Here is a 25,577-nt window from a genome sequence, read left to right on the forward strand (position 1 = left end):
CCCGCATGGCCAACCAGGAGAACTCGGTCGCGATCGTCGGCGTGGGCATGCACCCTTTCGGCCGATTCGACAAGACGGCCATCCAGATGGGCGCCGAGGCGATCGTGTCGGCACTCGACGACGCCGGCATGGAGTGGAAAGACATCCAGTTCGGCTTCGGTGGCAGCTACGAGGTGTCCAACCCCGATGCGGTGACCCGGCTCGTCGGGCTGACCGGCATCACCTTTACCAATGTCTACAACGCGTGTGCCACCGCCGCCAGCGCGATCCAGCAGACCGCCGACACCATCAGGTTGGGCAAGTACGACATCGGTATCGCCGTGGGTCTGGACAAGCACCCGCGTGGGGCCTTCACCGACGACCCGGCGAAACTGGCACTGCCGCAGTGGTACGCCGAGAATGGGCAGTTCGTCACCACCAAGTTCTTCGGGATCAAGGCCAATCGATACCTACACGACCACAACATCTCCGAGGGGACCCTCGCGCGGGTGGCCAACAAGAACTTGCGCAACGGCGTGTTGAACCCGAATGCCTTCCGTCGCAAGGAGATCTCCGTCGAGGAGATCATGGCGTCGCCGGTGCTGAACTATCCGTTGCGCCAGTACATGTTCTGTACACCCGACGAGGGGGCGGCCGCGGTGATCATGTGCCGGGCTGACATCGCGCACCGGTTCGCCGACAAGCCGGTCTATGTGCGCGCCAGCGAGATTCGCACCCGTCGCTTCGGCGCATACGAGGTGCACGCCACCTCGGCACCGCTGCAGGAGGATCTCTCCCCGACGGTCTATGCCGCCAGGGCAGCCTACGAGGCCGCCGGGATCGGTCCGGAAGACGTCGACATCGCCCAGTTGCAGGACACTGATGCCGGCGCCGAGATCATCCACATGGCCGAGACCGGATTGTGCGCCGACGGCGAGCAGGAGAAGCTGCTGGCCGACGGTGCCACCGAGATTCACGGCTGCATGCCGATCAACACCGACGGTGGTCTGATCGCCAACGGTGAGCCGATCGGCGCATCCGGTCTGCGGCAGATGTACGAACTGGTCCGTCAGTTGCGCGGCGAAGCCGGCGTGCGGCAGGTGCCCGGCAATCCCCGAGTGGGGCTGGCTCAGGTGTACGGTGCGCCCGGAACCGCCTCGGCGACAATCGTTTCGCTGTAGCGGATCGCTAGACGTCGGTCTGCTTGCCGAAGACCCCTTCGATCGCCTGCAGCACCACGAGTACCTCGATGAGGCTCGCGGTGGTGATCAGTCCCACATTCGCGGCCAGCGGCCGTCCGATCGCGTTGATCAGCCCGTTGAGCGGATCGCCGGCGATGGCCTGCTTGATCCCGTCCAGGAAGAGGTTCACGTCGTAGGACGGGATCATCGTGACGATCGCGTTGACGATGTCTGCGGTCGGCAGCGCCGCGGCGTAGATGGACGCCGCGGCGTTCGAGATCGCCTCGGCGATATGCGAATTCAGCGTCTGGATCTCGGTGATCACATCGACGGGCGCGGGTAGTGCCAGCGATTCGGCCGTGGGAAGCCTCAGCGCTGCCAGTTCCTGCTGCATCACGCCGCCGGGGCTGATGTCGGCGACGAAATCCTCGATGCCCTGCGCCACGCCGGCGAAGAACAGTTGTGCCACCTCGCCCCAGTTCACGTCCGGTATGAACCCGAACGACGCCTGGACATTGGCGTACCCCTCGGTTGACCAGCCGTACTTCGGATCGCCGTAACCGAGGTTGACGATCACCTTCAGCGCGGGCTGCAGCAGGTCGGCCAGCGGGGTGCCGATGACAGGGATCAGCCGCAGCGGTTCCAGCAGCGGGAGGTTCTCGGTGGGGATGATGTAGTACTTCTGAGTGGGGTCGGTCGTCGGCAGGGCGATCGCCTGATCCACCTGGTCCTGGCTGAGCTTGGCGTACTGGGTGTGCACGAAGATGATGCCCAGGCCCGCGTTGAGTACCGAGAGGAAATTCAGCGGATAGCGGGGGAAATCGGCGAAGCCGTCGTACTCCAGCGTGTAATTCGTCACCGGGAAGGCGTTTTCGGGTGTCGCACCGTAGAAGTCCAAGCCCAGGCTGGGCAGCTTCAGGCCCGGGAATCGCGACAGGAAGCCCCCATTGGGATTCATCTCGTTGCCGACCAGGACGAAGGACACCGGCGCGCCGGGGTCGAGTTCGCGCATCAGCAACGAAGAGATGATGGCGCTCTGGGAGTATCCGAAGACTGTGACGGTGTTGCCCGCGAGCACCTGGTCCGCGATGGCCTTGCGCAGAATGTCCAGCCCCTGGTCCACCGAGACATTCAGCGGCAGGCTCTTGACGCCGGTGATCGGATACAGCCCCTCCGGTGTGTCCAGCTGGACCGGGACTGCGTCGGGGAAGCTCGGGCGGATGTAGAGCTTCATGACGTCGATGATGTAGCTCAATTTGGGGATCGGAACGCCGCTGGGCCCCATGACCAGCGCGGTGTTCTGTGCGCTCAGGGTCTGGACCGAGGACTCGGGTGTCGATGACGTGAGGTCCTGAGTCGCGGCGGCGGTTGCGGCGGCGGCGGGCCTGGCCGAGACACCGGAGTCGCGGCGGCTGTAGGCCAGCGCCGCCACGTCGAGAGCAGAATCGGCGGGCGTGGTGGGGGCCTGCGGCTCCGACGGATCCGCCGTTGTTGCGGACACCGCTGTTGTTGCGGACACCGCCGTCGCGGGTACTGACGCCACCGCGGAGAGCGGCGAGGCCGCCGGTTTTGCCCGTCGCGACGCCACCGCTGCTGCACTGCGTTTGGCCGGGCCCGCGGCGGTGTGGGACTGGCCCGAGCTCGTGCGGGCCGAGCCGGCATGCGGTGCCGAGTCGGAGCCCGAGTTGTCGGCCCATGCGAGCGCCGCGCCGTCGAGCAACGCCACGCCGATGCCGAGAGCAACCGCCAGCCCACCGACCCGCCCGATCACACCAGCTGCATTCATCAGGACCCCTTTCGACACCAGATCACAACCGTGGCGAAGACTAGCGTGTCGGCCGTGGGTTCGCTGATACCTGCCACGGTGTCGCACAATTCACGCGATGATGTGCTTCATCTGTCAACTTGGCGCCAGGCGGCGTTAACCGCTGCAGTGCCGATTATTGCTGAGCACGCACAGGGGCAACGATGTACGCGGATGCTCAGATCGCGGGCCCGAGTAGATCGTCGGCGTCCTTGATGACGTAGCCATAGCCCTGCTCGGCCAGGAACCGCTGCCGGTGGGCGGCGTACTCGGCGTCCAGGCTGTCGCGGGAGACCACGGAGTAGAACACCGCGCCACCGCCGTCGTGTTTGGGGCGCAGCAGCCGGCCGAGACGCTGTGCCTCCTCTTGGCGTGAGCCGAACGTGCCGGACACCTGGACGGCCACCGATGCCTCTGGAAGGTCGATCGAGAAGTTCGCGACCTTGGAGACCACCAGCGTGCGTACCTCGCCCCGGCGGAACGCCTCGAAGAGCTCCTCGCGTTCGGCGTTTTTGGTCGACCCCTGGATCACCGGAGCGCCGAGTTCGGTGCCCAGTTCGTCGAGCTGGTCGAGGTAGGCGCCGATCACCAGGGTGGGTTCGTCGGGGTGGCGGGCCAGGATCGACTTGACCACCGCGATCTTCGAATGCGCCGTCGAGCACAGTTTGTAGCGCTCTTCGGGCTCGGCGACGGCGTACATCATCCGTTCGTTGTCGGTCATCGTGACCCGAACTTCGATGCACTCGGCCGGCGCGATCCAGCCCTGCGCCTCGATGTCCTTCCACGGTGCGTCATAGCGTTTGGGGCCGATGAGCGAGAACACGTCGCCCTCGCGGCCATCCTCGCGGATCAGTGTGGCGGTCAGGCCCAGGCGGCGACGCGACTGCAGGTCGGCAGTCATGCGGAACACCGGGGCCGGCAGCAGGTGGACCTCGTCGTAGATGATCAGGCCCCAGTCGCGGCTGTCGAACAGCTCCAGGTGCCGGTACTCACCCTTGGTTCGGCGGGTGATCACCTGATAGGTCGCGATGGTGACCGGCCGGATCTCCTTGCGCTCACCGGAGTACTCGCCGATCTCCTCCTCGGTCAGCGAGGTCCGCGCGATGAGTTCGCGTTTCCACTGTCGACCGGCGACGGTGTTGGTGACCAGGATCAGCGTGGTCGCGCCGGCCTTGGCCATCGCGGCGGCGCCGACCAGTGTCTTGCCCGCCCCGCAGGGCAGGACCACGACGCCGGAGCCGCCGGCCCAGAACGAGTCGGCGGCCATCTCCTGGTAGTCGCGCAGCTGCCATCCCGCTTGGTCGAGGGTGATCGGATGCGCCTCGCCGTCGACGTAACCGGCGAGGTCCTCGGCGGGCCAGCCGATCTTGAGCAGCATCTGTTTGACCCGGCCGCGCTCGCTGGGATGCACGATGACGGTGTCATCGTCGAGCCGGGCGCCCAGCATGGGGGAGATCTTCTTGTTCCGCAGCACTTCCTCGAGCACGGCGCGGTCCAGGCTGACCAGGGTCAGGCCGTGGGCCGGGTGTTTGATCAGCTGCAGGCGGCCGTAGCGGGCCATGGTGTCGACGATGTCCACCAGCAACGGTTGTGGCACCGCGTAGCGGGAGAAGGACACCAGGGCGTCCACCACCTGCTCGGCATCGTGGCCGGCGGCGCGCGCGTTCCACAGCGCCAGCGGCGTGATCCGGTAGGTGTGCACGTGCTCGGGGGCGCGTTCCAGCTCGGCGAACGGGGCTATCGCGGCCCTGGCCGCGCCGGCCAGCTCGTGATCGACCTCGAGCAGTACCGTCTTGTCGGATTGCACGATCAGCGGACCGTCGGTCACGATCGGCGCTCCTGGAGCTCTTCGGTCGGGGTCATGGCCCCCATTATCCAGCGTCGGCCGACATCACCGACGTCACGCGATGCACGGCGAACTCCCGCGGGCGGCCCTGGGTGGGATCCCAGGCCATGAGTTGACCGCCGTTGACCATCAGCGGGCGGACCACGCGCTGGGTGGCCACCCCGGCGGCGTCGACATAGCCGATCACCACGTCGGTGTGCTCGATGGCGGCCTGCTGCAGCAGCGCCATCGCCACCGCCGGATCCAGTCGCACGCCTGCGAACGGGCTGCTGGAGTCGACCCGGCGCAGCATGGCGACCACAGAGCCGAGGGTGTCGGCGCTGGGCCGGCTCAGGGTGCGGACGGTTCGCCGGTGGGCCGGGGTGGGAACCCGGGCACCGCGCCGGCGCAGATCCACGATCGCCCCGGAGGAGTCTTCGGCAGCCGGGGCGAAACCGGCCGCCCGCAATGCTGCCAGCACCTCGGCGATCGGCGCCTGGGACACCGCGACCGTCGGCGCCAGCAGCCGCATGTCGAGGTGTTCGGTCGCGGGTGCGGCGACCGCGTGCGACAGCAGGGTGGGATCTTCACAGCGCAAGAAGGAGGCGGCCATGCCGACGCGCAGCTGTCCGTGCCGACGCGCGACGTCATTGATCAGATAGGTAAGCCCCTGTGGCACAGCGGTCTTCGAGTGGCGTTCGAAGAACGTATGCAGTGCGCCGGCGGTCCGTCCGGTGTCCAGCGCATGCCGCACCGACGCTTCGCTGACTCGGTAGACCATCGCCGCACCCGCCGATTCGACCGTGGCCACCGCCGCCAGTTCGTCGGCCAGATCGCGCTGAAGCGGGCCGGGCACGACGACGGTCAGGTCGGCCTGGACCAGGAAATGATCGATCGGTGCGGGCAGGATCTTGTCCATCGCGGCGACGGCGGCATCCTCGCCCGTGGTCAGCAGCGCGCGTGCCGGCGTGCTCAATGCGCCACGGCCGACCAGTCCCAGCGCCTGCGCCTCGTCGAGCAGGTGGCCGACGGGTTCCGGTTGCAGCCGAGCCGCCCACCGTGTCCGGCGCCAGGTCAGCGCCTGCGAGGCCCGTCGAGCGTCGACCCCGGCGCCGGGCGGCAGGTCGGCCAGCATCTCCAATAGCAACCGGCGGTCCAGCGGCGCCGCCGTCGAGTAGAGCGAATCCGACAGGGCCGCATAGGGTTTACCGTCCGGGCCGCGAGTGCCGATCAACCCGGGGCGTGCGGGCAGATCCAGCCAGGTGCTGGCCAGCAGATACCACCGTGCCGCGGTGGGCGTCTCCAGGAACCGGTCGGCGGCCAGGGTTGGCGTCCAGTACGGGCCGGCCCCATCCTGTGGCTCGGGATCGGGCATGCCGCTGGCGATCAGGCCGGCGGCCGCGGCGATCTCGAGGATCAATCCGAGGCGGGGTTCGCCGATCCCGGTGATCTTGCTCAGCCGTTTGGCCTCGCGAACCCCGAGGCCGCCGCTGCGCAGCTCGGGAACCGGTGCGGTGGAAAGGGATTCGATGACGAGCTCGATCTCCCGAACCAGATCGAGCAGCGCACCCGCGGCGGTGGCGTCGGCATCGGCGACGGTGGTGGTGGCGACCACCGCGTCCGGTGCCACCAGATGCACCGGCCCGGGTTCCTCGCCGCGCAAGACCTGCCCGACCCGACGCGGCAGGATGACCGTCTCGGAATCCAGTTGGCGCAGCAGCCCGGCCGCGAGCAGCCGCGGCACCGGCCGATCCGCGGGTGCCCCCGGCGCGGCGTCGCGGGTGCGGCCCACCGGCGAACCCATCAGCAACCGGTCGAGCAACTCGGTCTGGGGTTCGTCGAGCACCGTCAGGGCCGCGGAGATCTCCTCGGCGGTGCGGGAGGTGTCTTCGAGGACCGCCTGTCCCGGATACCAGGGCAGCCCCGCCGCTGCTTCCGCCGACACCCGGACAGCGGTGTCGCCCCACGCCAGCGCCCGGTCCCGAAGATCCGCCAAGGCCGAGAGCACTGATGACTCGTCGGCCCGCTCGCCGATCAGGGCCAGCAGTTCGGACACCGGTACCGCCGTGGTGTCGGCGTGCAGCACCAGCAGCGCGTCGAGTACGGCCAGCCGCAGGAAGTCCAGTTCGTCGGTGGCGGCCTTGACCGACTGGCGGGCGACGGCACGCGCGGCCAGCGCCGCGATGCTGCCGGGGGCGGGCTGGGCGAGATCCGGCCTGAGTTCGAGCAGGCGGATCAGCCGGTCGTCGGGCAGATCGGCCAGCCAGGCGCCCAGCGGTACGCCCGGAATCGGCGGTTCGGTCATTGTTGACCAGCGTAAAACAGGTGCCTATGTGCGCGAGCGGGCACAAGGAGTGTCAGAATGTTGCCGTGGCTGAGAAGACCAAGACCCGGTACGTCGACAACGGTTGGCCGACCCGCGATCCCGAGGACCATGCGGTCAGTGAATTGGCGGCTGACCGGGTGGGTGCACTGTCCCCCTTCGGCGACGTCACGTTCCCGCTGCCGTCGGCTGACCTGCCGTATCTGCACCCGGTCACCGTCGTCAACAAGTAGCGGTGACCAGCGGACCGCAGCGCCGCCTCTCGCACCTCGACGAGCACGGTGCGGCGCGGATGGTCGACGTCACCGACAAGGCCGCCACCACGCGGACAGCGACAGCGGCGGGCACCGTCCACACCACCGCGGAGGTGGTCGAGCTGATCACGTCCGGCGGGTTGCCCAAGGGGGATGCCCTGGCGACCGCGCGGGTGGCGGGCATCCTGGCCGCCAAGCGCACCAGTGACCTCGTTCCGCTGTGCCATCACCTCGCCCTGACCGGGGTGGACATCGACTTTGCCGTCGGCGCAGCGCAGGTCGGCGTGACAGCATCGGTGCGCACCACCGACCGGACTGGCGTCGAGATGGAGGCGCTGACCGCGGTCAGCGTGGCCGCTCTCACGCTTTACGACATGATCAAGGCCGTCGATCCCGCCGCCCGCCTCGACGACATCCGGGTGCTGCGCAAGGAGGGCGGCAAGACCGGGGTGTGGGTGCGTCCGGCGTGAGCGACACCCCGGGGGCGAACGCACCGCGGCGCAGCCGCTCGGCGCGGGTCGTGATCGCGTCCACCCGGGCCGCCACGGGTGTCTACTCCGACCGGTGCGGGCCGATCGTGGTGGCCTGGCTGGCCGAACGCGGATTCGACGTTCCCGGCGCCGCAGTGGTCGTTGACGGCAGCGCGGTCGCCGACGCGTTGCGTGCCGCGATCGCCGACGAGGCCGATGTCGTGATCACGTCGGGCGGCACCGGCATCTCGCCGACCGACGCCACGCCCGAAGCCACACTCGGGGTCCTGGACTACCAGATACCGGGGTTGGCCGACGCCATCCGCCGCTCAGGTCTGCCCGCGGTGCCGACCGCGGTGCTCTCGCGGGGGGTGTGTGGCGTCGCCCGGCGCACGCTCGTCGTCAACCTTCCCGGCTCGACGGGCGGCGTCCGCGACGGGCTGTCGGTGCTCGCCGACGTGCTCGATCACGCGCTGGACCAACTCGCCGGAGGAGATCACCGCCCATGACGCGCATTCTGCGGGCCGCCTTGGTCGACGGAGCGATCTCGCTGACCGAACACGAGGATCTCGTCGCCAACGACGCCGCCGGAGCGGTGGTCGGCTTCGCTGGGGTGGTGCGCAACCACGACGGCGGCCGGGACGTGGTGCGCCTGGAATACTCCGCGCACCCACTGGCCGAGCAGACACTGTTCGAAGTGCTGGCCGAGGTAGCGGCCGACGCCACCGGGGTGCGGGCGCTGGCGGCCAGCCACCGGGTCGGCACCCTGCACATCGGTGACGCCGCCCTGGTGGCCGCCGTAGCGGCCGACCACCGTGGGGCGGCGTTCGAGACATGCGCCCGGCTGGTCGACACCATCAAGGAGCGGTTACCGGTGTGGAAGCACCAGTTCTTCGCCGACGGTACCGACGAGTGGGTGAACTCGGCCTAGACCGGGTCTACTGGGCCGGCGCGGGCGCCGGTGCCGGCGCGCCCGGAACGAGAACCGGGGCGTTCGGATCGGCGGGTGCCGGCGGGGCGGCGTTCGGGTCAGCCGGCGGGGTACCCATGCTCGGGTCGTTGGTGACCGGCGTGTTCAGCGGACGCTGGGTCAGGGCCAGCAGTGCGTCGCCGCGGCTGATCTGCTGGGTCTGGATCGCGTGCCAGAGTTCCTTGAGGTAGGTGACGTTCGGGCCCTGGTCCGGGCCGACCGGCTGGTCGCTGGTACCGGGCGGCAGGTTCTCCGGGCTGGACAGGTGTGGAACACCGTCGGGCAGCGGGGTGGTCTGGTCGCCCGCGACGATGTTGGTGCCATCGGCCGGGGGAGCGGACGGGTCGGCCGGCGCGGGAGCGGGTGTCGTCGGGACGACCGGCGTCACGGCCGGATCGGCCGGGGCCTGGGGCAGCATGTGGATTGACGCGGCCTGCACGGTCACGGTGTGCTCGGCCGGCGCGGCCGGCGCGGCCGGCGCGGCCGGTGCGTCGGGGGCGGGCATCTGCAGCGCCGTGTCGATGACCGGCTCGGCGGCCGGCGGGGCGGACTGGTCGGAGACCGAGACGATGTCGGGCTGCGGAGCGGGCGGCACGTCCGCCGGCGGGGCGGGCAGGTCCTGCGGGGCCGGCGGCAGATTCTCGGGGGCCGGAGCGGGGGGCAGATCAGCGGGGGCCGGCGCAAGGTCTTCCGGGGCGGGGGCCGGCGGCAGATCGGCCGGAGCCGGGGCAAGGTCTTCGGGGGCCGGAGCCGGGGCATCCGGCAGCGGTGCATCGGCGGGGGGAGCGTCGGGAACCGGGGCGTCGAACGACGCGGCCTCGACCGACGGAGCATCGGGTGTCGGTTCATTGATCACGTTGCGGGGCGTTGCACCAGAGAGGCCGCGTCCACACACCGGCCAGGCGCCCTTGCCCTGGGTGGCCAGCACGCGCTCGGCGACGGCGATCTGCTCGTCCTTGGTGGCCAGATGGGCCGCGGGGGCGTACTCGTTGCCGCCGTGGGAGGCCCAGGTACCGGGGGAGAACTGCAGCCCACCCTGGTAGCCGTTGCCGGTGTTGATCGCCCAGTTGCCGCCGGATTCGCAGCGGGCTACCTGATCCCACTCGTTGTCGGGGGCTGCTTGAGCCTGGCCGGCGAGGGCAAGACTGCCGCCTCCGATTACCGCACCCGTGAACGCGATCTTGGCGACGCTGATAGACGAAGAAGTGGGCTTGCGATGCCGTCCACTCATATGTTGCGGTATTCCTCTCTTCGAGGCGCCTGCGAGGTCAGCTGTCGGGTTCGGGCTGGAGAGGTCGCCCGGCCGGGCGTTTCCGGGTGGAAACGACATCGGCTTCACCCCAAGGAACCGTGAACGGCTCCTGGTCCTATCTCGGTGGACCGGTTGGGTCCCCCGCCTCCATCCATTGGTTCTCGTTGGTCTCCCCGCTCCATGGATGGAGTTCGGCGCTAAGAGCGGAGAGGGCCTGCCCTGGTTGAGGGGGCTGACCTTCGAGAGACGGTAACGGCTGTCGGGAGCGCCGTCACCTTTTGCAATACCGGGCGTTTCTCCTACCGGCAAATCTTAAAAAAGCTCTAAAGGCCCATTAAAACAATGTGTTCGCCCAGGTAATTCCAGCGGTCAACCACGCGATGGCCATCTCGTTACCGGATCGTTATGTGACGCAAATCACGATCAACCGCCGGCGAATGGGGGCAGCACGTCAAGCGTCTGGCCGGAGCGCAGTTCGGCGGCGCGATTTCGGACCGCGATCCCGTCGCAGAGGTAGGAACACCGCTGCAACACCCGTGCCAATTCGTCACTCTGGTAACTCAGCTCGTTGACCGCGTCGGCGACGGTGGCGCCGGGCGGCACACTGAGCTCAGTTGTTTCCGTGCCTGCGGCGGCGCGGGCCGCCGCGAAGAATCGGACGGTGATCTGGATCGGCGGAGGCGCCCCGGTCGCCTCTTCCACTTCAGCCGCCTCAGCCACCGATTGCGCTCATCGGCCGTTGGGGCTGGACGAAGTCCGGGTCGTTGATCCCGTGCCCGGCCGCCTTGCGCCACATCGCGGCCCGCCAGGCCGCCTCGATCGCAGCGTCGTCGGCTCCGCCGCGCAGCAGCGCGCGCAGGTCGGTCTCCTCCGTGGCGAAGAGGCAGCTGCGGATCTGGCCGTCGGCCGTCAGCCGGGTGCGGTCGCAGGCCGAGCAGAAGGCTTTCGACACCGACGCGATGATCCCCACGGTGGCCGGGCCACCGTCAACCCGCCACAGCTCGGCGGGGGCGGATCCGCGCGGTGCGGGGTCTGGGCTCAGGTCGAAATGCCGGGCCAGCGCGGCGAAGATCGCCCCGGCGCTCAGGGCGGCATCGCGGCGCCACAGATGACTGGCGTCCAACGGCATCTGCTCGATGATGCGCAACTGATAACCGTGCGGCAGGCAGAACGTGAGCAACTTGACCGCGTCGTCGAGGCCGGTGACCGGATCGAGCACGGCGTTGACCTTGACCGGCCCGAGGCCGGCCTGGGCCGCCGCCGCAAGCCCGTCGAGGACATCGGAGAGACGGTCGCGACGGGTGATGGCCGCGAAGCGCCCGGCATCGACGCTGTCGAGCGAGACATTGACCCGGTCCAGGCCCGCGGCGGCAAGCTGCCCGGCGCGCTTGGCCAACCCCACACCGTTGGTCGTCATGGCCATCTCGGGGCGGGGCTCCAGCGCGGCTATGGCCGCGACGACGGATTCCAGGTCGCGGTAGAGAAGGGGCTCACCCCCGGTGAAGCGCACATTGGTGATGCCGAGGCGGGTAACCGCCAGCGTCAACAGCCGGATGAGCTCGTCACGGGTGAGCAGGTCCTCACCGGGCAGCCAGTCCAGCCCTTCGGCCGGCATGCAGTACGAGCAGCGCAGGTTGCACCGGTCGGTTAACGACACCCGCAGATCGGTCGCCACCCGGCCGAACGTGTCCACCAGCGGTCCGCTGCGCGGCATGTCGGCGGGCGGCTGGTCGACATCGCGGCGCAACGACGGCAAGCCCAGCCCGACGACCGTCATAAGGCGACCCTAGCCCGGTCCCCAGCCTGGTCGATGGGCACGATCTCCTTGCCCAGCGGCATGAGTGAGATCGGGATCAGCTTGAGGTTGGCCAGCGCCAACGGGATGCCGACGATCGTGATCGCCATCGCCACCGCACTCACCAAATGACTGATCGCCAGCCAGATCCCGAACAGCACCACCCAGATCACGTTGCCGACGAGCGCGCCGGGGCGTGGGCCAGGCTTGTCCACGACGGTTCTGCCGAACGGCCACAGCGCATAGGCTGCGATCCGCAGCGCGGCGAACCCGAACGGAATGGTGATAATCAGGACGAAACAGATAAGCGCGGCCAGCGCGTAACCCAGGGCCAGCCACAAGCCGCCGAACAGCAACCAGATGACGTTCAGGATCAGTCGCATGTTCCCTCCAGCGGTTTGGCCAGCCTACCGAACTAAACTCGGGTGCTGGCGTGACATCTTCCCGAGTAGGATCGCCGACATGCGTCTCGCATAGGCGGGGCGCTTCATGTTGTCAGGGACCCGTCAGACAAGCAGGTGAGACCAGTGCCGACCGGCAAGGTTAAGTGGTACGACGCCGAGAAGGGATTCGGCTTCCTGTCCCAGGAGGACGGCGAGGACGTCTATGTCCGCGCGTCGGCGCTGCCCGAGGGTGTCGAGGGTCTCAAGGCCGGTCAGCGCGTGGAGTTCGGGCTGGCTTCCGGCCGGCGCGGCCCGCAGGCGTTGAGCGTCAAGCTGATCGACCCGCCGCCGAGCCTCACCCGCACCCGCCGCGAGGCAGTCGTGGTGGAGCGCAAGCACACCCCCGACGAGTTGCACGGCATGGTCGAGGACATGATCACCCTGCTCGAGGGTGCGGTTCAGCCGGAGCTGCGCAAGGGGCGCTACCCCGACCGCAAGGTCGCCCGCCGGGTCTCCGAGGTGGTCAAGGCCGTCGCACGCGAGCTCGACGCCTGACCCGCGTCATGAACATCCGCTCTAGGTAACACTGGGGCTGTGGGTGCCTATGTCGCCGGAGGCGGCGAATTCGAACGCGATACCGAATACATCACCACGCGGATCACCGCCGACGGTGCCGACGGCTACCCCGTCGAGCCCGGTCGCTACCGGCTGATCGTCGCGCGCGCCTGCCCGTGGGCCAACCGCGCGATCATCGTGCGCCGACTGCTCGGCTTGGAGGACGTGCTGTCGATCGGCTTCTGCGGACCGACGCACGACGAGAGCAGCTGGACGTTCGACCTCGATCCGGGCGGGGTGGACCCGGTGCTGAAGATCCCGCGGCTGCAGGACGCCTACTTCGCCCGTATCCCGAACTATCCCAAGGGGATCACGGTGCCCGCGATCGTCGAGGTGGCGACGGGCCAGGTGGTCACCAATGACTTCGCGCAGATGACGCTGGACCTGTCCACGCAGTGGTCGGCCTACCACCGCGACGGCGCCCCGCAGCTGTATCCGGAGCTGCTGCGCGACGAGATCGACGAGGTGGCCCAGCGTATCTACACCGAGGTCAACAACGGCGTGTACCGCTGCGGCTTCGCCGGTTCACAGCGGTCGTACGACCGGGCTTACGGCCGGTTGTTCACCGCGCTGGACTGGCTGTCCGAGCGCTTGGCCGACCGGCGATACCTCGTCGGCAACACCATCACCGAGGCTGACATCCGGCTGTTCACCACCCTGGCCCGCTTCGATCCCGTGTACCACGGACACTTCAAATGCAACCGGAGCAAGCTGGCTGAGATGCCGGTGCTGTGGGCGTATGCGCGCGACCTGTTCCAGACGCCCGGCTTCGGCGACACCATCGATTTCGTGCAGATCAAGCAGCACTACTACGTTGTGCACGCCGACATCAACCCCACCCGCATCGTGCCCAACGGGCCCGACCTTGCCGGGTGGCTGACCCCGCACGGTCGAGAAGTATTGGGCGGCAAGCCGTTCGGCGACGGTACGCCGCCGGGGCCGACGCGTGAGGGCGAGCGGGTGCTGGCCGGGCACGGCGCCGGTTAGGGCCAGACCAACCGCACGGACCACTCCGCGTGCGGAGCGTCGCGCACCTCGCCGTCGGGGTCCTGCACCAACGTCAGCAGCTGAACCACCACCCCGGTCAGGCGGCCGCGCTGCGGATCGACAGTCGGAAGGGTAACGGCCAGATCGGTGTTCGGCCGGTACAGGGTGGACGTCGAGTTGCGCTCGTCTTCGTACACGCGCAGCAGCCGCCATGGGGCCCGCCCGATCGCGGTCGGCACCGACAGCTGAACGGGATAGCGCTCGCTGACTGCCAGCTGGCCCTGATCCCGCGGGTTCTGACAGTCGTTGAGGTTCATCACGTTGCAGTACACGTAGGGGCCGACCCGGACCGCCGTGCCGTGCGAGTACGCGCTGATCTGCGGTAGCCGGCTACCCGTGTCGCGGGTCAGCAGCCAGGCGCCGACACCCGCGCCAGCGGACGCCGCCACCACGACCACCACCAGAAGCCATCGAACCCACCGGGTCACTGGTTGGTCACCGCCACACCCTCCTGCTCAGCCAGCACCGGACGGTTGCCGCCGAAGCCGGGAATCAACGAGTCGCCACGGTAGCTGACGATGGTCTGCGCCAGACCGAGGACCAGCAGTGAGCTGATCGCGGTGAAGCCGACCCACAGCTCGGTGTAGACCAGAACTCCGATCGCGCCGCCCATGACCCAGGCCAACTGCAGGAAGGACTCCGAGCGGCCGAACGCCGAGGCGCGCGATTCCTCGGGCAGGTCGTCCTGCAAGGACGCGTCCAGCGACGCCTTGGCGATGGCGCTCGACCCCGACGTGATCAGCGTCGCTACCGCGGCGGCGATCAGGTTGCCGGTGACGGCAGCCACCACCGCCAGCGCGGTGACGGCGACGGTGGCGCGGACGACCAGCAGCGCGGGCCGGCCGAGCTGGAGGCGGGCCGCGGTGAAGTTGCCCGCGAAGTTACCGATGCCCGCCGCGGCGCCGATGGTGCCCAGCATGCCCAGCTGTACCCATCCGCTGGCCTGGTGGGCTTTGGCGACGAAGGCCGGATACAGGAACAGGAACCCGACCATTGCCTTGATCGTGCAGTTGCCCCACAGCGAGGTGATGATATTGCGGCCCAGCGGTTGTCGCCGGGCGCCGGTGGTCCTGGCCGAACCGTTGGGCCGCCAGCCGCCCAGCGGTCCGCTCCGGCCGTGGTAGGTCAGGGTGGCCGGTACCTCGCCCTCGGTGACCTCCACCCAGCGTGGGATCCGCATGGACAGCGACGCCCCGGCCAGGGTGACGAACACGACGACGAACAACGCACCGGGCAGGTGGAACAACGTGGTGAACACGTATTCCACGCCCGCGGCGATGCCGCCGCCCACGATGGTGCCGCCGATAAGGCCGAACACCGTCAGCCGCGAGTTCACCCGAACCAGGTCGATGGTGGGTGGCATGACGCGGGGAGTGACGGCGCTGCGCAGCACGCTGAAAGACTTGGAGAGCACCATCATTCCCAGCGCGCAGGGGTAGAGCACCCATGACGGGTAGCTGCCCGCGGCCCCGTCGTAGTTCATGATCAGCACCAGCGCCAGGACGGTGCGCAGCATGAACGACATGGCCAGCGCCGCGCGCCTGCCGTGCTGGACGCGGTCGAGTGCGGGCCCGATCAGCGGCGCGATCACCGCGAACGGCGCGATCGTGATGAGCAGGTAGAGCGCCACCTTGCTCTTGCTCTCCCCGGACGCCGCCGCGAAGAACAACGTGTTGGCCAGCGCCACGGCCATCGCCGAGTCCACCGCGAAGTTGGCCATCACCGGCCAGGTCAGGGCGGTCAGGCCGGACTTGTCCGCGCCGTCGGCGGTGGCCGCCCGGTGCACCATCGAATACATCCGCGAGCCCATCTCACGGCTGCGCATCGCCGCCGCGCGGGTGACGGTGATGCGTTCGCCGGCGCCGCCGCCCACCCCGCGGGACCCCGGCGGCGGACCCGACCGGTCGCCGGCGGGAGTGTCCTCGTCGCCGAGCGGCGGCAGGTAGCGGTTCGCGCTGGGCATCGGATTGTGCCGTCGGGCGGCGCCGGAACGCTGGTAGTCGTCCTGGTCGCTGGGGTAGTTGGCCATGCCGGGGTGTTCCCCGGATGTTCCTGCTGAATAGCCGCGATCCCGCCCGAACCGGGGATCTACGCTCGAGCGGTCACGCCGGCTTCCAGACACGCCATGATTCTCCCCCATGGGGACATCCGCGGCCCGCACGTGACCGGTGTGGCTGCCAGGACCGGGCGTGAGGCAAGATTGGTGACGATGGACAGCTCGATCGACTCTGCAGAACCCGTGGCGCCGGCGCGTCCCGGCGAGCCGTCGGATGCGGTTGCCGCCGTGCTCACCGGTGCGGTGGACCAGGCGCGTCAGGCCATCGTGGAGTTCAGCGGTGACACGGTGGGCGATTACCTCGGCGTCAGCTTCGAGGACGACACCGCGGCCACGCACCGGTTCCTGGCCAAGATGAGCGGCTATCAGGGCTGGCAGTGGGCAGTTGTCCTGGCCGCCTATCCCGGCTCCGATCATGCGACGGTCAGCGAGGTGGTGCTGGTTCCCGGCCCGACTGCGCTGCTGGCGCCGCCGTGGTTGCCGTGGGAGGAGCGGATCAGGCCCGGCGATCTGAGCCCCGGTGATCTGCTGGCACCGGGCAAGGACGATCCTCGGCTGGCACCGGGATACACCGCCACCGGCGACCCGGCCATCGACGACGTGGCCTACGAGGTCGGATTCGGCCGGCGCCAGGTGCTCAGCGAATGGGGTCGCGCCGAGGCCGCCCAGCGCTGGCATGACGGCGACCACGGACCCGGTTCCGCGATGGCGCGGGCGACGAAGCGGGCATGCCGCGACTGCGGGTTCATGGTGCCGCTCGCGGGCGTGCTCGGCTCGATGTTCGGTGTCTGCTGCAACGAACTGGCCGCCGACGCCCACGTCGTCGACTTCGAGTACGGCTGCGGCGCGCATTCCGACACCCCGCCGCCGCCCGGAACCGGGTCGCCGATTTTCGATCCGTATGACGACGGAGTGCTCGACGTCGTCGAGGCAGTGCCCGTCGCCGCGCCGCCGGAAAGCACCGACACAGTCGAGAGCACCGAGCCGGCGGCGGCGGTGGTGGAGGACGTCGCGGAGTCGGCAGAAGAGCCCGCGCCCGCGGTCGAGCCTGCCGATCCGGCTCAGCTACCGGCGGAGCAGGCCGAGGAGGGTTAGCCCTCGGCGGCCGCCTTGATGCGGGCCAGTGAGGTGTTCATCCCGTCTACGAGTTCTTTCTCGAAGTTCGGCACGCCGCCGAGGACCGCATTCACCGTCATCGTCGAAACCGCCTTGACACCGTTCTCAGCGTGCCGGGTCTCCACCACGCGGGTACCGGTGGCCGTCGGTTCGAGTTCGTAGGCCCAGACCGTGTTGTTGGCGTTGACCCGGAAGGCGAGCTTGCGCTCCGGGATGACCTCGGTGATCGTCGATGTCGTCGGCCAGAACAGGTTCTTGCGCCGATTCAGGTTCAGGGTGCGGGTGCCCGGACGCAGCTGACCCAGTGCCTTCATCAGCCTGCACTGCGGGCTCCAGCGGGGCATGTTGTCCAGGTCGGAGATCAGGCCCCAGACCTTGGCGACCGGAGCGTTGATCTCGATTTCGGCTTGCAACAGCGGCGCTGCCATAGCGGCTCTCCTTGGGTTGGGTCGTCAGGAATCATCGTGCGCGCGGCTCGAGTCCGCTTTGGGCGCCCCGTGCGCCCCGCCGGGCGGCTCGTCGCTGCCAGAGGAATATCGAGGTGCCGACCACACCGGTGCCCATGCCGGCGATGGCGATCGGCCGCCACGATTCCAGCGCCGGCACGGCGAACGCCGCAATGGTCACCAGCGCCCACAGCACCGCCCCGACGGCGACTACCGGACGCGGGTCGAGCAGTACGGCGGGCAATGCCGGCGGCTCGGCCACCGGCGACGGGCTCGGCTGGTGCTGTTCGGAAGGCATTGCCGTCCAAACTAACCGATCGGCCCGGTACCCCGTCGGGCATGTCGACAGTTGCCCGGTTCACAGCGGTATCGGCGTCGCTGTGTCGTAGTGTTTGCCTCGTGAATGACGGTGACCTGCGGCTGGCCAGTGATCTCTCGCTGGCCGTGATGCGGTTGGCGCGTCAGTTGCGCTTCCGCCGGCCGGAGTCGCCGGTCACCCTTTCGCAGCTTTCGGCGCTGGCCACGCTGGCCAAAGAGGGCTCGATGACGCCCGGCGCACTGGCCGTCCGCGAGCGGGTCCGGCCGCCGTCGATGACCCGGGTGGTGGCGTCGCTGGCAGATTTGGGTCTGGTGGTGCGCACGGCGCATCCCGCCGACGGGCGTCAGGTTCTGGTCGCCGTCTCGCCAGCCGGTGCCGAGCTGGTCGACAGTGAGCGCCGGGCGAGCCAGGAATGGTTGCGCAAGCGGTTGGCATGCCTGAACGACGAGGATCGCGGTGTCCTGTTGCGCGCCGCCGACCTGATGACCGCGCTCGTCGACGAAGACGCGTGAGCGACAACGCTTTCCTATCCGCCATGCCGTCCGATGGTCCCGAGATCGTGGACATCACCGACCCCGGCGATCCGCGGGTGGACGACTTTCGCGATCTCAACAGCATCGACCGCCGCCCCGACCTGCCGTCCGGTAAGGGCCTGGTGATCGCCGAAGGCGTCTTGGTCGTCCAGCGAATGCTGGCGTCGCGGTTCACCCCGCACGCCTTCCTCGGCACCGACCGTCGGCTGGCCGAGCTGGCCGACGACTTGACCGGTGTGCGGGCCCATTTCTATCGCGCCTCGGCCGAGGTGATGGCCGACGTGGTCGGCTTCCACCTCAACCGGGGTGTGCTGGGGGTGGCGCGCCGCGCCGCTGAGCTGACGGCGGCCGAGGTGCTCGAGGGCGCTCGCACAGTCGCGGTGCTGGAGGGGGTCAACGACCACGAGAACCTCGGGTCGATCTTCCGCAACGCGGCCGGCTTGGGGGTGGACGCGGTCGTCTTCGGCGGTGGCTGTGCCGATCCGCTGTACCGGCGGGCGGTGCGCGTGTCGATGGGACACGCGCTGCTGGTGCCGTTCGCCCGGGCGCAGCGCTGGCCGGCCGACCTCGAGGAGCTACGCGGGCGTGGGTTCCGGTTGCTTGCCATGACGCCGAGCCCGGCCGCGCAGACGCTGGCCACGGCGATGGAGGGGCTGGTCGACGCCAAGGTTGCGGTGCTGGTCGGTGCCGAGGGGCCGGGGCTGACCGAGACGGTGATGCGAGCCAGTGACGTGCGGGTCCGGATCCCGATGTCGCGGGGCACCGATTCGCTCAACGTGGCCACCGCGGCGGCACTGGCGTTCTACGAACGGGTTCGGACGGCTGGCTAAGCTAACCCAGGCGGCAGCGAATCGCCCCGGGAGGAGAATCTTCAAGCCATGACGCCGGATGAGTCGACGCCGTGGGGGACTGGGCTGACGGTGGCCGCCTTCGTCGCGGCGATCACCGGTGCCGCGATCGTGGTGCTGAGCCTGGGCATGATCCGGGTGCATCCGCTGGTCGCGGTGGTCCTGAATCTGATCGCGGTGGGTGGACTCGCACCCACCGTATGGGGCTGGCGCCGGATCCCGGTGCGCCGCTGGTTCGTCCTGGGCTCGGCCGTCGGCGTGGCCGGCGGCTGGATCACGCTGTTGGCGCTGGCCGCCGCCAACCTCTAGCGCGTCAGCGGTCGCCGCTGGAGCGCACGCCCAGCAGGACGTCCTCCCAGCCGGGGACCGCGGGCTTCGCTTTGGCCCGCTTGGCGCGGGGAGTGGCCGCCGGCGCGGGTGCCGGCTTCTCCGCGACCGGGGTGGGCGCGGGTTGCGGCTCCTCGAATTCCAGCTGAGCAACCGGCGCCACCGGCCGCAGCGGGCGTTCGAACTTGGGGTCGATGAGCTCGCTGGCGGCGTCATCGAGCGCCGAGACGGTCCCACCGTGCGCTCCCGGGCTGAACCGGAAGTGGGCGACGTTGTCCGACATCCCGGCCTGCCACGCCATCTGCACCGTCCACCGGCCGTCCTCGGTGCGCCAGGCGTCCCATTCCGTCGCGTCGGGATTGAGTCCGCGCGCCACCAGGGCGGCCGTGACGGTCTCCAGCAGCGACATCACCGCGGGTCCGTCGGCCAGGATCGGGTGCGCGGCACTGGCCAGTTCGGCCGCGCGCTGACGTTCGAGCAACACCGGATGGGCGAAGCGTTCGACCTTGGCGATGTCCATGCCGGACGATTCGGCAAGCTGCTCGACGGATGCGCCCGCACGGATACGAGCCTGAATGTCTCTGGGTCGCAACACGCCTTTGACCTCTTTGTCCCTCAGAGCCTGGCCCAGTGACCGATCGCCGCGCACCGCTGCGCGCAGCCGGTCGTCTACCTGCACGGTGAACTTGTCAGCCGGGTCGCGACCTTCGCAGATGATGTGTTTGCCGTCGACATCAAGCCCGATAACCCTCAGTTCGCGCATGTCGACCTCCTTCGTCGGGACTCTAGCTCAGCCGACGGAATATAACGGTTAGGACACGCTGGAGGGGCCGGTCCGTTGTTTCTGGCCTCGGTCAGAGGCGCTCGACGACCCAGTCCACACACTGGGTCAGCGCCGTGATGTCCTCGGGCTCGATTGCCGGGAACATCGCGATGCGCAGCTGGTTGCGGCCGAGCTTGCGGTAGGGCTCGGTGTCGACGATGCCGTTGGCGCGCAACACCTTGGCCACGGCGGCGGCGTCCACCTCGTCGGTGAAATCGATAGTGCCGACCACCTGCGACCGCAACGCCGGGTCGGCGACGAACGGGGTGGCGTACGACGACGCCTCTGCCCACGAGTAGAGCCGCTGCGAGGAGTCGGCGGTCCGCTTGACCGCCCAGTCGAGACCGCCGTTGCCGACCATCCAGTCGACCTGCTCGGCCATCAACGCCAGTGTCGCAATCGCGGGAGTGTTGTAGGTCTGGTTCTTCAGGCTGTTGTCCACCGCGATCGGCAGCGACAGGAAGTCGGGCACCCAGCGCCCGGAGGCGGCGATCGACTCGATACGCGCCAGCGCCGCCGGGGACACGATGGCGAACCACAGTCCGCCGTCGCTGGCGAAGTTCTTCTGCGGCGCGAAGTAGTAGGCGTCGGCGTCGCGGACGTCGACCGGCAGGCCGCCCGCGCCGGAGGTGGCGTCGATGAGGATCAGTGCGTCGCCGGAGCCTTCGGGTCGGCGCACCGGTACCGCCACGCCGGTCGAGGTTTCGTTGTGCGCCCAGGCGATTGCGTCCACCGACGGATCGGACTGCGGTTCGGGGGCGCTGCCGGCGTCGGCCTTGATGACGATCGGGTCGCCGACGAACGGGTTGGCGGCCACCGCCGAGGCGAACTTCGCGGAGAACTCGCCGTAGGTGAGGTGCAGGGACTTCTTGTCGACGAGACCGAAGGCGGCGGCGTCCCAGAACGCGGTCGCGCCGCCGTTGCCCAGGATGATCTCGTAGCCGTCGGGCACCGAGAAGAACTCCCGCAGGCCGTCGCGTACGCGGCCGACCAGGTTCTTCACCGGAGCCTGCCGGTGCGACGTGCCGAACAGCGACGCCGCTGTCGTGGTCAGCGCCGCCAGTTGTTCGGGCCGGACCTTGGACGGCCCGCACCCGAAGCGTCCGTCGCCGGGCTTGAGGGCGTCGGGGATCGCGAGCGGGGTCTGATCAGCCATGCCTCAAGCCTAGGAGTCGGGGCCACCGGTTTTGAAATCGAGGTCGGTCGAGGGCTTGAGCAAACCGCCGAATGGGTATAGACACCTAGGTGATACCTGCGGTACCGTTTGGACATTAGACGCCCCAATGTAAACCTCCAAGGAGGCTGTGATGGCGAGGACGAAAATGATCAAGCGCTGGCGCCGCAACATGGACGTGCTGGACGACACCGCCTACGTCGAGAAGCTGATGACGCTCTCGGAGGGCTCGGTGCGGCGCAACTTCAACCCCTATACCGATATCGACTGGGATTCGCCCGAGTTCGCCGTCGTCCCGGACGACGAGCGCTGGATCCTGCCGGCCACCGACCCGATCGGACGGCATCCTTGGTACCAGTCGCAGCCCAGGAAGCGGCAGATCGAGATCGGCATGTGGCGGCAATCGAATGTCGCCAAGGTCGGTCTGCACTTCGAGTCGATCCTCATCCGGGGCCTGATGGAGTACGCGTTCTGGACGCCGAACGGCTCGCCGGAGTACCGGTACTGTCTGCACGAGGCGGTCGAAGAGTGCAACCACACCATGATGTTTCAGGAGATGGTGAACCACATTGGCGCCGACGTCCCGGGCATGCCCCGGCTGCTGAAGTGGCTGCAGCCGGCGATCCCGTTGGTGGCCGGCCCGCTGCCCATCCCGTTCTGGTTCGGCATTCTCGCCGGCGAGGAGCCCATCGACCACACCCAGAAAAACGTTCTGCGCGAAGGTAAGACGCTGCACCCGATCATGGAGCGCGTGATGGCCATCCATGTCGCCGAGGAGGCCAGGCACATCTCGTTCGCACACGAGTATCTGCGCAAGCGGGTGCCACACCTGAAGCGGCGCAAGCGGTTCTGGCTGTCGCTGTACGTGCCGGTCGTGATGCGGGTGTTGTGCTCGGCGATCATCGTTCCGCCGAAGGCGTTCTGGAAGGAATTCGACATCCCGCGGTCGGTGCGCAAGGACATCTTCTTCGACTCGTCGCAGTCGCGGCAGATGCTGCGCGACATGTTCGGCGACGTTCGCATGCTGTGTGAGGACACCGGACTGATGAACCCGCTGGCCAAGCTGGTGTGGCGGATCTGCAAGATCGACGGACCGGCCAGCCGCTATCGCAGCGAACCGCAGCGCCAGCATGTCGTGACCGCCGCGTAGGTCCACCACGCCCATGCCTCACGTCATCACCCAATCCTGCTGTGGCGACGCGTCCTGCGTGTACGCCTGCCCGGTCAACTGCATCCACCCCAGTCCCGAGGAGCCCGGGTTCGCCACCTCCGAGATGCTCTACATCGACCCGGTCGCCTGCGTCGACTGCGGAGCCTGCGTCAGCGCCTGTCCGGTCGACGCGATCGCCCCGGACACCCGGCTGACCGCCGAGCAGCGCCCGTTCGTCGAACTCAACGCGGCGTTCTACCCGGAGCGGCCCGCGGACGTGAAGCTTCCGCCGACGTCGAAGCTGGCCCCGGTGTTGCCCGCACCTCAGCTCCGTCGCGGCGGGCCGAACCTCACCGTCGCCGTCGTCGGATCCGGGCCGGCGGGTATGTACGCCGCTGACGAGCTGCTCACCCAGAAAGGGGTGCGGGTCAACGTCTTCGACAGGCTGCCCACCCCATACGGTCTGGTGCGCGCCGGCGTGGCCCCCGATCACCAGAACACCAAGGCAGTGACGCAGCTGTTCGACCGGATCAGCGGCCAGCGCGGCTTCACGTTCTATCTCAATGTCGAGGTGGGCAAGCATCTTTCGCACGCAGAGCTGCTCGAGCATCATCACGCGGTGCTCTACGCCGTGGGCGCTCCTACCGATCGCAGGCTCGACATCCCCGGAATGGCGTTGCCGGGCAGCGGAACCGCCACCGAGACCGTGGCCTGGATCAACGGACACCCGGACTTCGCGGCGCTGCCGGTCGATCTGAGTCACGACCGGGTGGTCATCGTCGGCAATGGCAACGTTGCTCTCGACGTGGCCAGGATCCTGACCGCTGACCCCGACGAGCTTGCCGGCACCGACATTTCGGTCGCCGCGCTGCGCGCGTTGCGGGATTCGGCGGTCCGGGAGGTGGTGGTCGCCGCGCGCCGCGGCCCGGCCGACTCGGCCTTCACACTGCCCGAACTGATCGGCTTGACCGCGACGGCCGAGGTGGTGCTCGACGCCGAGGACCACGACCGGGTCCAACAGGACCTGGCCACCGTCGACGACCCGGTCACCGCCGCCAAGCTCGAGATCCTGGTCAAGCTTCCGGTTGCCTCCGGCGCCGGCACCCGGCCCCGCATCCGGTTGGCCTACCGCCTGACTCCGCGGCGGGTGCTCGGCGCCGACCGTGTCACCGGGGTGGAATTTCTCCGCACCGGCACCGAGGAGTCGGTGGCTGTACAGGCGGGTCTGCTGCTCACCTCGATCGGCTACCGCGGGGCGCCGATTCCCGCGCTGCCCTTCGACCAGACGACCGCGGTGGTTCCGAACGACGGTGGCCGCGTTATCGATCCCGCCACCGGTGCGTCGATCGTCGGCGCTTACGTCGCGGGCTGGATCAAGCGCGGTCCCACCGGATTCATCGGCACCAACAAGTCATGTGCGATGCAGACGGTGGCCAACCTGGTCGACGACTTCAACGCCGGACTACTCACCGACCCGGTCGACCGCCCGGCGGCGCTGGACCGGTTGGTCCACGTCCGTCAGCCGGATGTCGTCGACGCTGCGGGCTGGCGGGCGATCGACGCCGCCGAGACCGCTCGCGGTGCGGCAGACGGCCGCCGCCGCGCGAAGTTCACCGATATCGACGACATGGTCGCGGTGGCGGCGGCCGCGCCGCAGCCGACGTTGCCACGCCGGCTGCTCGCGGGGTTGCTGAGGTAGGCGTTGCACGCCCGGATGGGATCCTGGCTCACTGAATCATGACTGGCCCATGGCGTGCTGAATCTCCTCGTAGCTGACCTCGCGCACCGGCTGGCCCGGCGACCACTGGTGGCCGAACGGATCGCGCACCATGCCGTAGCGGTCCCCCCAGAACTGATCCTCGTGTGGCATCACCACGGTGGCCCCGGCGTCCAGGGCCCGTTGGAACTTCGCGTCGACATCGGTGACCGTCAGATGGATGGTCACCGGTGTCTCACCCAGCGCCGGCGGAGCGGTGCTGCCGTTGATCTCGATGGCAGCGTGAATCAGCTTGCCGTCCGGACGGGGGATGCGGCCGACCGGCCGCCACCGGTGTAGACCGCGCGGGTTGGCAAAACTGATCACTCGCGCGCCATGCAACCACCGGGCACCGACAAAGAACCGTGGTGGTCACCCTCCGCAGTGCCGATTTGCTGCCCGCGGTTGGAGCCCGGTTCGGGCTGACGCAGGGAGGCCGACGATGACCACCACGACAGTGCCCTGGTCGAGCGCCGCCGAAACCCGGCGGGCGATCTGGAACACCATCCGGGTGTCATCGGGCAATCTGGTCGAGTGGTATGACGTCTACGTCTACACCGTGTTCGCAACGTATTTCGAGGGTCAGTTCTTCGACGAGTCCGAGAAGAATGCGACGGTCTACGTGTACGCGATATTCGCGATCACTTTCGTGATGCGCCCTGTCGGGTCGTGGTTCTTCGGCCGGTACGCCGACCGCAGAGGACGGCGGGCGGCGTTGACGGGCAGCGTGTCGCTGATGGCGCTGTGCTCGCTGCTGAGTGCGTTGGTGCCGTCGCAGGCGGCGATGCGAGAGCGGCGCGGCTTCTTCTCCTCGTTCCAGTACGTGACGTCGGTCGGTGGGCATGTGCTGGCGCAGGTGACGCTGCTGGTCCTGCAGTCGGCCCTCAGCGACGACCAGTTGCGCGAATTCGGTTGGCGAATCGCGTTCGCCGTGGGCGGTGTGGCCGCGGTGGTGGTGTTCTGGTTGCGGCGCACCATGGACGAGTCGCTGTCCGAGGAGGTCATCGAGGCGACCAAGGCGGGGCAGGACCGTGGTGCGGGCTCTACTGACCGGCCTGATCTTCTTGGTGTTGCTTCAGCCAGTGGGTGGAATCCTCGGCGACCGGATCGGGCGCCAACCGATGTAGGCGT

Annotated in this window: 27 protein-coding genes, 1 pseudogene and 1 riboswitch; of the genes and pseudogenes, 14 read left to right on the forward strand and 14 right to left on the reverse strand. The window is 68.6% G+C overall.

Annotated elements, in window-relative coordinates:
• The first annotated feature begins 5 nt into the window (after positions 1 to 5).
• On the forward strand, positions 6 to 1,160 hold the full coding sequence (locus ACXDF8_RS15710) for a thiolase family protein (protein WP_457224202.1): 1,155 nt from the start codon (positions 6 to 8) through the stop codon (positions 1,158 to 1,160).
• A 7-nt stretch (positions 1,161 to 1,167) separates the two neighbouring features.
• On the opposite strand, the gene ACXDF8_RS15715 is transcribed toward ACXDF8_RS15710, so the two are convergent.
• The 3 genes from ACXDF8_RS15715 to ACXDF8_RS15725 form a co-directional block, all read right to left on the reverse strand.
• Positions 1,168 to 2,946 (reverse strand): PE-PPE domain-containing protein, encoded by a 1,779-nt coding sequence (locus tag ACXDF8_RS15715; RefSeq protein WP_457224203.1) that lies wholly within the window; start codon positions 2,944 to 2,946, stop codon positions 1,168 to 1,170.
• Between the two features lie 196 nt (positions 2,947 to 3,142).
• Positions 3,143 to 4,792, reverse strand: coding sequence for a DNA repair helicase XPB (locus ACXDF8_RS15720; protein ID WP_457224204.1), 1,650 nt, complete (start codon positions 4,790 to 4,792; stop codon positions 3,143 to 3,145).
• Between the two features lie 43 nt (positions 4,793 to 4,835).
• Entirely contained in the window at positions 4,836 to 7,094 is a 2,259-nt protein-coding gene (locus ACXDF8_RS15725) for a helicase-associated domain-containing protein (protein ID WP_457224205.1), read from the reverse strand.
• Positions 7,095 to 7,159: 65 nt separating this feature from the next.
• On the opposite strand from ACXDF8_RS15725, the gene ACXDF8_RS15730 reads away from it, so the two are divergent.
• From ACXDF8_RS15730 to ACXDF8_RS15745, 4 genes are read left to right on the forward strand one after another with little or no spacing between them, the layout of a single operon-like run.
• Positions 7,160 to 7,345 carry a hypothetical protein gene (locus ACXDF8_RS15730; RefSeq protein ID WP_457224206.1) on the forward strand — a complete coding sequence of 62 codons (186 nt, stop codon included), beginning with the start codon at positions 7,160 to 7,162 and terminating at the stop codon, positions 7,343 to 7,345.
• A gap of 59 nt (positions 7,346 to 7,404) precedes the next feature.
• Positions 7,405 to 7,836 (forward strand): cyclic pyranopterin monophosphate synthase MoaC, encoded by a 432-nt coding sequence (gene moaC, locus ACXDF8_RS15735; protein ID WP_457224338.1) that lies wholly within the window; start codon positions 7,405 to 7,407, stop codon positions 7,834 to 7,836.
• Positions 7,833 to 8,345 carry a MogA/MoaB family molybdenum cofactor biosynthesis protein gene (locus ACXDF8_RS15740; RefSeq protein ID WP_457224207.1) on the forward strand — a complete coding sequence of 171 codons (513 nt, stop codon included), beginning with the start codon at positions 7,833 to 7,835 and terminating at the stop codon, positions 8,343 to 8,345. Before moaC ends, ACXDF8_RS15740 begins: the two co-directional genes overlap by 4 nt.
• Positions 8,342 to 8,767, forward strand: coding sequence for a molybdenum cofactor biosynthesis protein MoaE (locus ACXDF8_RS15745; RefSeq protein ID WP_457224208.1), 426 nt, complete (start codon positions 8,342 to 8,344; stop codon positions 8,765 to 8,767). The genes ACXDF8_RS15740 and ACXDF8_RS15745 overlap by 4 nt, the downstream gene beginning before the upstream one ends.
• A gap of 7 nt (positions 8,768 to 8,774) precedes the next feature.
• On the opposite strand, the gene ACXDF8_RS15750 is transcribed toward ACXDF8_RS15745, so the two are convergent.
• From ACXDF8_RS15750 to ACXDF8_RS15765, 4 genes are all read right to left on the reverse strand, one after another.
• Positions 8,775 to 10,037: a transglycosylase family protein gene (locus ACXDF8_RS15750; RefSeq protein WP_457224209.1), complete on the reverse strand. Its 1,263-nt coding sequence runs from the start codon at positions 10,035 to 10,037 to the stop codon at positions 8,775 to 8,777.
• A 9-nt stretch (positions 10,038 to 10,046) separates the two neighbouring features.
• Positions 10,047 to 10,265: riboswitch (cyclic di-AMP (ydaO/yuaA leader) on the reverse strand.
• Between the two features lie 216 nt (positions 10,266 to 10,481).
• Positions 10,482 to 10,778 (reverse strand): MoaD/ThiS family protein, encoded by a 297-nt coding sequence (locus tag ACXDF8_RS15755; protein ID WP_457224210.1) that lies wholly within the window; start codon positions 10,776 to 10,778, stop codon positions 10,482 to 10,484.
• Positions 10,771 to 11,835 (reverse strand): GTP 3',8-cyclase MoaA, encoded by a 1,065-nt coding sequence (gene moaA, locus ACXDF8_RS15760; protein ID WP_457224211.1) that lies wholly within the window; start codon positions 11,833 to 11,835, stop codon positions 10,771 to 10,773. Before moaA ends, ACXDF8_RS15755 begins: the two co-directional genes overlap by 8 nt.
• A complete protein-coding gene (locus ACXDF8_RS15765; protein ID WP_457224212.1) occupies positions 11,832 to 12,236 on the reverse strand; it encodes a YccF domain-containing protein in 405 nt (134 codons plus the stop codon). Before ACXDF8_RS15765 ends, moaA begins: the two co-directional genes overlap by 4 nt.
• 144 nt (positions 12,237 to 12,380) lie before the next feature.
• Between ACXDF8_RS15765 and ACXDF8_RS15770 the strand changes: the two genes are divergently transcribed.
• Positions 12,381 to 12,791 (forward strand): cold-shock protein, encoded by a 411-nt coding sequence (locus ACXDF8_RS15770; protein ID WP_457224213.1) that lies wholly within the window; start codon positions 12,381 to 12,383, stop codon positions 12,789 to 12,791.
• Positions 12,792 to 12,830: 39 nt separating this feature from the next.
• Entirely contained in the window at positions 12,831 to 13,838 is a 1,008-nt protein-coding gene (locus tag ACXDF8_RS15775) for a glutathione S-transferase family protein (protein ID WP_457224214.1), read from the forward strand.
• Here the strand turns inward: ACXDF8_RS15775 and ACXDF8_RS15780 are convergent.
• Positions 13,835 to 14,326 carry a DUF2771 domain-containing protein gene (locus ACXDF8_RS15780; RefSeq protein ID WP_457224215.1) on the reverse strand — a complete coding sequence of 164 codons (492 nt, stop codon included), beginning with the start codon at positions 14,324 to 14,326 and terminating at the stop codon, positions 13,835 to 13,837. The genes ACXDF8_RS15775 and ACXDF8_RS15780 overlap by 4 nt on opposite strands.
• Positions 14,323 to 15,927 (reverse strand): MFS transporter, encoded by a 1,605-nt coding sequence (locus ACXDF8_RS15785; protein ID WP_457224216.1) that lies wholly within the window; start codon positions 15,925 to 15,927, stop codon positions 14,323 to 14,325. Before ACXDF8_RS15785 ends, ACXDF8_RS15780 begins: the two co-directional genes overlap by 4 nt.
• A 171-nt stretch (positions 15,928 to 16,098) precedes the next feature.
• On the opposite strand from ACXDF8_RS15785, the gene ACXDF8_RS15790 reads away from it, so the two are divergent.
• Entirely contained in the window at positions 16,099 to 17,049 is a 951-nt protein-coding gene (locus ACXDF8_RS15790) for a DUF3027 domain-containing protein (RefSeq protein ID WP_457224339.1), read from the forward strand.
• Here the strand turns inward: ACXDF8_RS15790 and ACXDF8_RS15795 are convergent.
• A complete protein-coding gene (locus ACXDF8_RS15795; RefSeq protein ID WP_457224217.1) occupies positions 17,046 to 17,498 on the reverse strand; it encodes an SRPBCC family protein in 453 nt (150 codons plus the stop codon). The genes ACXDF8_RS15790 and ACXDF8_RS15795 overlap by 4 nt on opposite strands.
• 31 nt (positions 17,499 to 17,529) lie before the next feature.
• The gene (locus tag ACXDF8_RS15800; protein WP_457224218.1) at positions 17,530 to 17,814 is read right to left on the reverse strand and encodes a DUF2530 domain-containing protein; all 285 of its coding nucleotides are present in this window, start codon (positions 17,812 to 17,814) and stop codon (positions 17,530 to 17,532) included.
• A 101-nt stretch (positions 17,815 to 17,915) separates the two neighbouring features.
• On the opposite strand from ACXDF8_RS15800, the gene ACXDF8_RS15805 reads away from it, so the two are divergent.
• From ACXDF8_RS15805 to ACXDF8_RS15815, 3 genes are read left to right on the forward strand one after another with little or no spacing between them, the layout of a single operon-like run.
• On the forward strand, positions 17,916 to 18,347 hold the full coding sequence (locus ACXDF8_RS15805) for an Rv0880 family HTH-type transcriptional regulator (RefSeq protein ID WP_457224219.1): 432 nt from the start codon (positions 17,916 to 17,918) through the stop codon (positions 18,345 to 18,347).
• A gap of 23 nt (positions 18,348 to 18,370) precedes the next feature.
• The gene (locus tag ACXDF8_RS15810) at positions 18,371 to 19,198 is read left to right on the forward strand and encodes a TrmH family RNA methyltransferase (RefSeq protein ID WP_457224340.1); all 828 of its coding nucleotides are present in this window, start codon (positions 18,371 to 18,373) and stop codon (positions 19,196 to 19,198) included.
• Between the two features lie 48 nt (positions 19,199 to 19,246).
• Positions 19,247 to 19,525, forward strand: a complete 279-nt coding sequence (locus tag ACXDF8_RS15815; protein ID WP_457224220.1) for a DUF2537 domain-containing protein — start codon at positions 19,247 to 19,249, stop codon at positions 19,523 to 19,525.
• Between the two features lie 4 nt (positions 19,526 to 19,529).
• Here the strand turns inward: ACXDF8_RS15815 and sepH are convergent, their stop codons facing one another.
• Both sepH and serC read right to left on the reverse strand, forming a co-directional pair.
• On the reverse strand, positions 19,530 to 20,306 hold the full coding sequence (gene sepH / locus ACXDF8_RS15820; protein WP_457224221.1) for a septation protein SepH: 777 nt from the start codon (positions 20,304 to 20,306) through the stop codon (positions 19,530 to 19,532).
• Positions 20,307 to 20,397: 91 nt separating this feature from the next.
• Complete coding sequence (gene serC / locus ACXDF8_RS15825; protein ID WP_457224222.1) at positions 20,398 to 21,522, reverse strand: phosphoserine transaminase; 1,125 nt, start codon at positions 21,520 to 21,522, stop codon at positions 20,398 to 20,400.
• 151 nt (positions 21,523 to 21,673) lie between these two features.
• Between serC and ACXDF8_RS15830 the strand changes: the two genes are divergently transcribed.
• The gene (locus ACXDF8_RS15830) at positions 21,674 to 22,690 is read left to right on the forward strand and encodes an AurF N-oxygenase family protein (RefSeq protein ID WP_457224223.1); all 1,017 of its coding nucleotides are present in this window, start codon (positions 21,674 to 21,676) and stop codon (positions 22,688 to 22,690) included.
• A 13-nt stretch (positions 22,691 to 22,703) separates the two neighbouring features.
• The gene (locus ACXDF8_RS15835; protein ID WP_457224224.1) at positions 22,704 to 24,389 is read left to right on the forward strand and encodes an FAD-dependent oxidoreductase; all 1,686 of its coding nucleotides are present in this window, start codon (positions 22,704 to 22,706) and stop codon (positions 24,387 to 24,389) included.
• Positions 24,390 to 24,425: 36 nt separating this feature from the next.
• Here the strand turns inward: ACXDF8_RS15835 and ACXDF8_RS15840 are convergent, their stop codons facing one another.
• On the reverse strand, positions 24,426 to 24,773 hold the full coding sequence (locus ACXDF8_RS15840) for a VOC family protein (RefSeq protein WP_457224225.1): 348 nt from the start codon (positions 24,771 to 24,773) through the stop codon (positions 24,426 to 24,428).
• Between the two features lie 115 nt (positions 24,774 to 24,888).
• On the opposite strand from ACXDF8_RS15840, the pseudogene ACXDF8_RS15845 reads away from it, so the two are divergent.
• Positions 24,889 to 25,570 (forward strand): annotated as a pseudogene (locus tag ACXDF8_RS15845) (MFS transporter); the annotation flags it as partial.
• Positions 25,571 to 25,577: the final 7 nt, after the last annotated feature.

The organism is Mycolicibacterium sp. CBM1, from assembly GCF_054073305.1.

Coding starts and splice junctions, on each gene's coding strand:
- ACXDF8_RS15710 (WP_457224202.1), top strand. CDS start 6: ATGGCCAACCAGGAGAACTCGGTCGCGATCGTCGGCGTGGGCATGCAC.
- ACXDF8_RS15715 (WP_457224203.1), bottom strand. CDS start 2,946: ATGAATGCAGCTGGTGTGATCGGGCGGGTCGGTGGGCTGGCGGTTGCT.
- ACXDF8_RS15725 (WP_457224205.1), bottom strand. CDS start 7,094: ATGACCGAACCGCCGATTCCGGGCGTACCGCTGGGCGCCTGGCTGGCC.
- moaC (WP_457224338.1), top strand. CDS start 7,405: ATGGTCGACGTCACCGACAAGGCCGCCACCACGCGGACAGCGACAGCG.
- ACXDF8_RS15745 (WP_457224208.1), top strand. CDS start 8,342: ATGACGCGCATTCTGCGGGCCGCCTTGGTCGACGGAGCGATCTCGCTG.
- ACXDF8_RS15750 (WP_457224209.1), bottom strand. CDS start 10,037: ATGAGTGGACGGCATCGCAAGCCCACTTCTTCGTCTATCAGCGTCGCC.
- moaA (WP_457224211.1), bottom strand. CDS start 11,835: ATGACGGTCGTCGGGCTGGGCTTGCCGTCGTTGCGCCGCGATGTCGAC.
- ACXDF8_RS15765 (WP_457224212.1), bottom strand. CDS start 12,236: ATGCGACTGATCCTGAACGTCATCTGGTTGCTGTTCGGCGGCTTGTGG.
- ACXDF8_RS15785 (WP_457224216.1), bottom strand. CDS start 15,927: ATGGCCAACTACCCCAGCGACCAGGACGACTACCAGCGTTCCGGCGCC.
- ACXDF8_RS15795 (WP_457224217.1), bottom strand. CDS start 17,498: ATGGCAGCGCCGCTGTTGCAAGCCGAAATCGAGATCAACGCTCCGGTC.
- ACXDF8_RS15800 (WP_457224218.1), bottom strand. CDS start 17,814: ATGCCTTCCGAACAGCACCAGCCGAGCCCGTCGCCGGTGGCCGAGCCG.
- ACXDF8_RS15810 (WP_457224340.1), top strand. CDS start 18,371: ATGCCGTCCGATGGTCCCGAGATCGTGGACATCACCGACCCCGGCGAT.
- ACXDF8_RS15815 (WP_457224220.1), top strand. CDS start 19,247: ATGACGCCGGATGAGTCGACGCCGTGGGGGACTGGGCTGACGGTGGCC.
- sepH (WP_457224221.1), bottom strand. CDS start 20,306: ATGCGCGAACTGAGGGTTATCGGGCTTGATGTCGACGGCAAACACATC.
- serC (WP_457224222.1), bottom strand. CDS start 21,522: ATGGCTGATCAGACCCCGCTCGCGATCCCCGACGCCCTCAAGCCCGGC.
- ACXDF8_RS15830 (WP_457224223.1), top strand. CDS start 21,674: ATGGCGAGGACGAAAATGATCAAGCGCTGGCGCCGCAACATGGACGTG.
- ACXDF8_RS15835 (WP_457224224.1), top strand. CDS start 22,704: ATGCCTCACGTCATCACCCAATCCTGCTGTGGCGACGCGTCCTGCGTG.